5 protein-coding genes are annotated in these 5225 nt (G+C 54.0%); all 5 read left to right on the plus strand.

Features of this window, described 5'->3' with window-relative positions; all coding sequences use genetic code 11:
- Positions 1-1514, plus strand: a 1514-nt coding sequence (locus VGM55_RS02795; protein WP_331634515.1) for a phage tail sheath subtilisin-like domain-containing protein, incomplete at its 5' end; no start/stop codon positions are given.
- Positions 1514-1870, plus strand: coding sequence for a phage tail tube protein (locus VGM55_RS02800; protein ID WP_331634516.1), 357 nt, complete (start codon positions 1514-1516; stop codon positions 1868-1870). The genes VGM55_RS02795 and VGM55_RS02800, both read left to right, overlap by 1 nt.
- Positions 1867-2187, plus strand: coding sequence for a phage tail assembly protein (locus VGM55_RS02805; RefSeq protein ID WP_331634517.1), 321 nt, complete (start codon positions 1867-1869; stop codon positions 2185-2187). The genes VGM55_RS02800 and VGM55_RS02805 overlap by 4 nt, the downstream gene beginning before the upstream one ends.
- A gap of 84 nt (positions 2188-2271) precedes the next feature.
- Positions 2272-4239 (plus strand): phage tail tape measure protein, encoded by a 1968-nt coding sequence (locus VGM55_RS02810; RefSeq protein WP_331634518.1) that lies wholly within the window; start codon positions 2272-2274, stop codon positions 4237-4239.
- Positions 4240-4271: 32 nt separating this feature from the next.
- Positions 4272-5225: DNA circularization N-terminal domain-containing protein (locus VGM55_RS02815; RefSeq protein WP_331634519.1), on the plus strand; the 954-nt coding region annotated here is incomplete at its 3' end.

The raw sequence follows: 5225 nt of genomic DNA on the forward strand, positions 1-5225 counted from the left end.
TGACCGTAAGTTTTAACTACATACCATCCGATAACCGGGTACCGCTGTTTTATGCCGAAATGGATAACAGCGCGGCGAATACCGCGGTTAGCGGGGCGCCTTCTCTACTGATTGGCATGGCGCTGCCGGAAGCTGATATTCTCCTGAACCAGCTTGTTATCATGCCATCAAAGGATTTGGCTAAGAAAATGGCAGGCCGCGGCAGCCAGCTGGCGCGAATGGTCGAGGCCTATCGTAAGGTTGATCCATTTGGTGAGCTGTGGGTTATTGCCGTGCCAGATAATGGTGAGCCAGCAACCGGCACGGTGACCATTACGGGCGCCGCAACTGATTCGGGCACGGTGAATCTCTACGTGGGTACACGAAAAGTACAGGTCACTGTTGCGACCGGTGACACCGGAAACCAGGTGTCTCAGGCGCTGCTACGCGCTATCAATAACAACGTTGATTTACCCGTCACCGCAGAATACCAGGCTACCTCCGCCGGCGCGGCACAGGGTACCGTTAACCTTTCCGCTGTCAATGGCGGCCAGGTGGGTAACTCCATTCCATTAACCCTGAACTATTTCGGTACCGCGAGCGGTGAAGAGGTTCCGGCTGGCCTGAGTGTTCAGATTGGTAAAATGAGCGGCGGTGCGGGAGATCCTGATTTGTCCCAGGCCATTAGCGCAATGGGTGATGAGCCATTCGACTATATCGGGCTGCCGTTCAGCGATGCGAACTCTCTGCAGCTTATGTCCGTTGAAATGAACGACAGTTCCGGTCGATGGAGCTACATTCGCCAGCTTTACGGGCATGTCTACACAGCAAGAACGGGCTCCTTGTCCGAGCTTGTGGCGTTTGGCGATACGTTTAACGACCAACATATTACTATCGCCGGTCATGAGGAAGATGTTCAGACGTGCGTTGCCGAGCTGGTGGGATATCGCCTGGCGCGTGCTGCTGTCTTCCTGCGTATCGACCCGGCCAGACCGACGCAAACCGGAGAGCTCACTGGCGCGTTACCGGCACCAACCGGCAAGCGGTTTGCCATCACAGAACAACAATCCCTGCTGATGCATGGCATCGCGACCGCTTACACCGAGGGTGGGGTATTGCGGATCCAGCGTGATATCACGACCTATAAAACGAATGCGTTTGGTGTCGCGGATAACAGCTATCTCGACAGCGAAACGCTCCACACCAGCGCCTACACCCTGCGCCGTCTGAAATCGGTGATTACCAGTAAGTACGGCCGCCATAAACTGGCGAATGATGGCACCCGTTTTGGCCCGGGGCAGGCGATTGTTACGCCAGCGGTTATCCGCGGGGAGCTGGGGGCAACTTATCGCCAGATGGAGCGGGAAGGTATTGTGGAGAACTTCGAACTGTTCCAGAAATACCTGATTGTTGAGCGAAACCAGAACGATCCGAACCGCCTGGATATTCTGTTCCCACCGGACTACATCAACCAGCTGCGCGTATTTGCGGTGCTTAATCAGTTCCGCCTGCAGTACAACGAGGAGACTGCGTAATGGCAAAGATTGCAGGTACAACTTACTTCAAAATTGACGGCCAGCAGTTGTCGATCACCGGCGGTATCGAAGTGCCGATGAATACCAAAGTGCGCGACGATGTGATCGGCCTGGATGGTTCTGTTGATTACAAGGAAACCACGCGCGCGGCCTATACGAAAGTGACGGCTAAAGTGCCGAAGAATTTCCCGATCGACAAAATCACCTCATCTGACGTTATGACGATCACGTCAGAGCTGGCGAATGGTCAGGTATACGTGCTTTCAAATGCCTGGCTACATGGCGAGGCAAACCATAACCCGGAAGAAGGGACCGTTGACCTGGAATTCCACGGTGAAGAAGGATTCTATCAATGAGAGAGTTAACGCTGAAAACGCCGATCATGGCGCATAACGAAAAGTTGCATGTGCTCGAGCTGCGCGAGCCTACGTTTGATGAAGTGGAGCGCATTGGCTTTCCCTTCACGCTGAGCGCCGAAGGTGCCGTGCGGCCTGATAGCGCGGTTGCCCTTAAATATATTCCGCTCCTGGCGGGCATTCCTCGCTCATCTGCTGCAACGCTATCGCTGCTGGATATCTTCAAGGCCTCTATGGTTATTTTAGGTTTTTTTACCAGCTCAACGGAAACGACCTCAGAAAACGACTCTACAACGTCGCCCACTTCTGGCGATTAAACCCCCTTGAGTTGCGCCGCGCCCCCGTCCCGGATTTTCTTGAGCTGGAGGCGCAGGCCGTCCGTATCAATGAGGAAATAAAAAATGGCTGACAGTTTTGAGTTAAAGGCCATTATTACCGCCGTTGACCAGTTGACAGGTCCGATGAAGGGCATGCAACGGGAGTTAAAGGGGTTCCGGAAGGAAATGGCCGGGCTCGGGCTGGGAGCCGCGGCGGCCGGTTCGGCTATTCTCGGGGCCATCGGTATAGCCACTAAGCAGGCCATTGATTTCGAAGCCTCAATGGCTGATGTTCGAAAAGTGGTTGATGGGCTGGAGACGCCTGCCGCGTTTCGCCAGATGCAGGATGATATTCTGGATTTGACGACCAAAATCCCGATGGCTGCCAATGAAATGGCTGAGCTTATCGCGCAGGCCGGGCAATCGGGTATTGACCGTTCTGAGCTTAAACAATTCGGGGAGGATGCGGCAAAAATCGGCGTGGCCTGGGATTTATCGGGCCGTGAAGCCGGTAAAACGCTCGCGATATGGCGAACTGCTTTCGGGCTTACAGAAAGTGCGGTCGTTGAGCTTGCTGATAAAGTTAACTACCTGGGGAATACAGGGCCGGCCAGCTCGGCAGATATCGCCCAGGTGGTTACGGAACTTGGCGGCGTGGCGAAATCTGCAAACGTAGCCTCAGGGGATGTGGCCGCGCTGGCGTCCACGATCATTGGTGTGGGCATTAAAGGCGATGTAGCCTCCACCGGTATTAAAAACTTTATCATGGGCCTGACCAGCGCGGATTCTGCGAGACAGAAAGCCGTTGCAAAAGCGATTGGCTGGTCGCCGGATAAACTCGCTAAGGGCATGATTAAAGACTCCCGCGGCACTATGCTGAAAGTGCTGGATGCGATCGGCAAGTTGCCGGAAGAAAAGCGAACAAAGGCGATGACCTGGTTGTTCGGGAAAGAGTCATCAACAGCTGTTATTCCGCTGCTCTCAAACCTTCCTCAACTTAAAGCTAACTTCGATAAAGTTACCAATGCGCAGCTATACGGCGGCGCCGCAGCCAATGAGTATGCGATCGCCTCCGATACGGCAGCCAATGATCTGAAACTCATGGGTAATGAGGTGGCAAAACTCTCCATTGAGATGGGACGGGAGTTTATTCCGGTTGTTCGCGATGCGGTAAAAGAGGTGATGCCGTTTATCAAACAGGCTTCTGTGTTTGTGAAGCAAAATCCTGAGCTTGTTCAGTCTGCTGCTAAATTTGGTGCTGCCCTTCTTGGGGTGGGCGTTTCCATTGGTGTACTCTCCCGGGCTGTTAAAATTCTCAACAGTGTCGTTAATCTTTCCCCGGCCAAAGTGGCAATAGCGGCGCTGGCCGCTGGCGCCATGCTGATTATTGATAACTGGGATGATGTGGCCCCGGTAATCAAGGCGGTCTGGCATGAGGTGGATAAGGTTGCCCAGGCGATGGGCGGATGGGAGACGGTGATCGAGGGGGTTGGTCTGGTAATGGCGGGCGCATTTACCCTCAAAACGATCGGTGCATTGAGAGAGGCGGTCACGCTGGCCGGTTCGCTCTCCGGGTTGCTCGGCTCGATTGCCAGAATGGGAGCAATGACCATCACGATTGGCGTCGCGATATCCCTGTTGAAGCAATTAGAGGATCTGGAAAAAGATTCGAAAGAGTCCGGCATGAGTAAAGGCGAATTCCTGGTAAATAAAATGCAGGGCAAGGAAAGGGAACGGGGCTATAACGGCTTCCTGTCACGTCTTAATGAGTTGACGGGAATGTATAACGCCTACCAGATCCCTGATGGCCGATACATGCCAAAAGTGCCTGTTGAACGTTCTCAGAACAGGGCCAGTCCACAGCTTAATACCCCCGGAACGGCGCAGCAGCTTATCTCTCCAGCTCTCCCGTTAACGCAACGTAGTGAGCTAAAAGTCAGCTTTGAGAATGCTCCTCAGGGAATGCGCGTGGTCGATATTCCAGAGTCAGGCAATCCGCTCATGTCGGTAAGTCACGATGTCGGCTACTCCCCGTTCAGAAAACCTCGTTAAACCCGCTTCGGTGGTTTTTTTATGGTGAATATATGGCTTTATTTTCCCCGCAAGGCTGGCGCGATCGTCTGCGTGAAGCATCATTTCGCGGCGTACCTTTTTCTGTAGAAAATGATGAAAGTTCATTTGGTCGCCGTGTGCAGGTCCATGAATATCCTAACAGGGATAAACCTTTTACGGAGGATTTAGGCAGGGCAACCCGCAGGCTTACGATAAATGCCTATCTGATTGGTGATGATTATGCCGAACAGCGCGACCGCCTGATCGTAGCGATTGAAACAGCGGGACCCGGCACGCTTGTTCATCCACAGTTCGGTGAAATGCAGGGCAGCATTGACGGCCAGGTAAGCGTTACGCACAGCGTGGCAGAAGGGCGCATGTGCCGGGTCTCGTTTCAGTTTGTTGAAAGTGGTGAGTTGTCTTTTCCAACGGCCGGGGCTGCAACAGCGCAGCGATTAAAGGCGTCAGGCGGCCTTTTTGATGATGCAATTGAAGGGATGTTCTCTGCGTTTTCGCTATCCGGTATTCCTGATTTTCTTCAGAGCGATGTGTTAGCTGATGCTGCCGGAATGCTTAATGATGTTGCTGATGCTTTTAAAATGGTGGATTCCGGCGTTTCCGCCGCGATGCGGCTGCTGCAGGGGGATTTGTCCGTCATTCTGATGCCGCCTGGCGCGGCTAACGATTTTGTGCGTGCACTTCAAAAGGCCTGGCGGGCTGGTGATCGCCTGAGCGGTGATACTTCCGATCTGGTCACGATGGTTAAGACCATTTCAGGAATTACGCTCGACCCCGGGCTGGCGCCGCGTGGAACCTGGCCAGGTGATTCGGGTTCGGTTTCAGTACAGAAAGCGCGTAGTAACATGGTCGCTGGCGCAATCAGGGCGACAGCGCTTGGCACAGCAGCAGGCATTGTTGCTGAACTCCCTCAACCTGCCGCCTCTCCCCCGGCGTCCAGGCAGCCCAACGCTGCCGGCGTCACCGGT

Source organism: Cedecea sp. (assembly GCF_036500665.1).
In the GTDB taxonomy this organism is placed as follows: Bacteria; Pseudomonadota; Gammaproteobacteria; order Enterobacterales; family Enterobacteriaceae; genus Cedecea.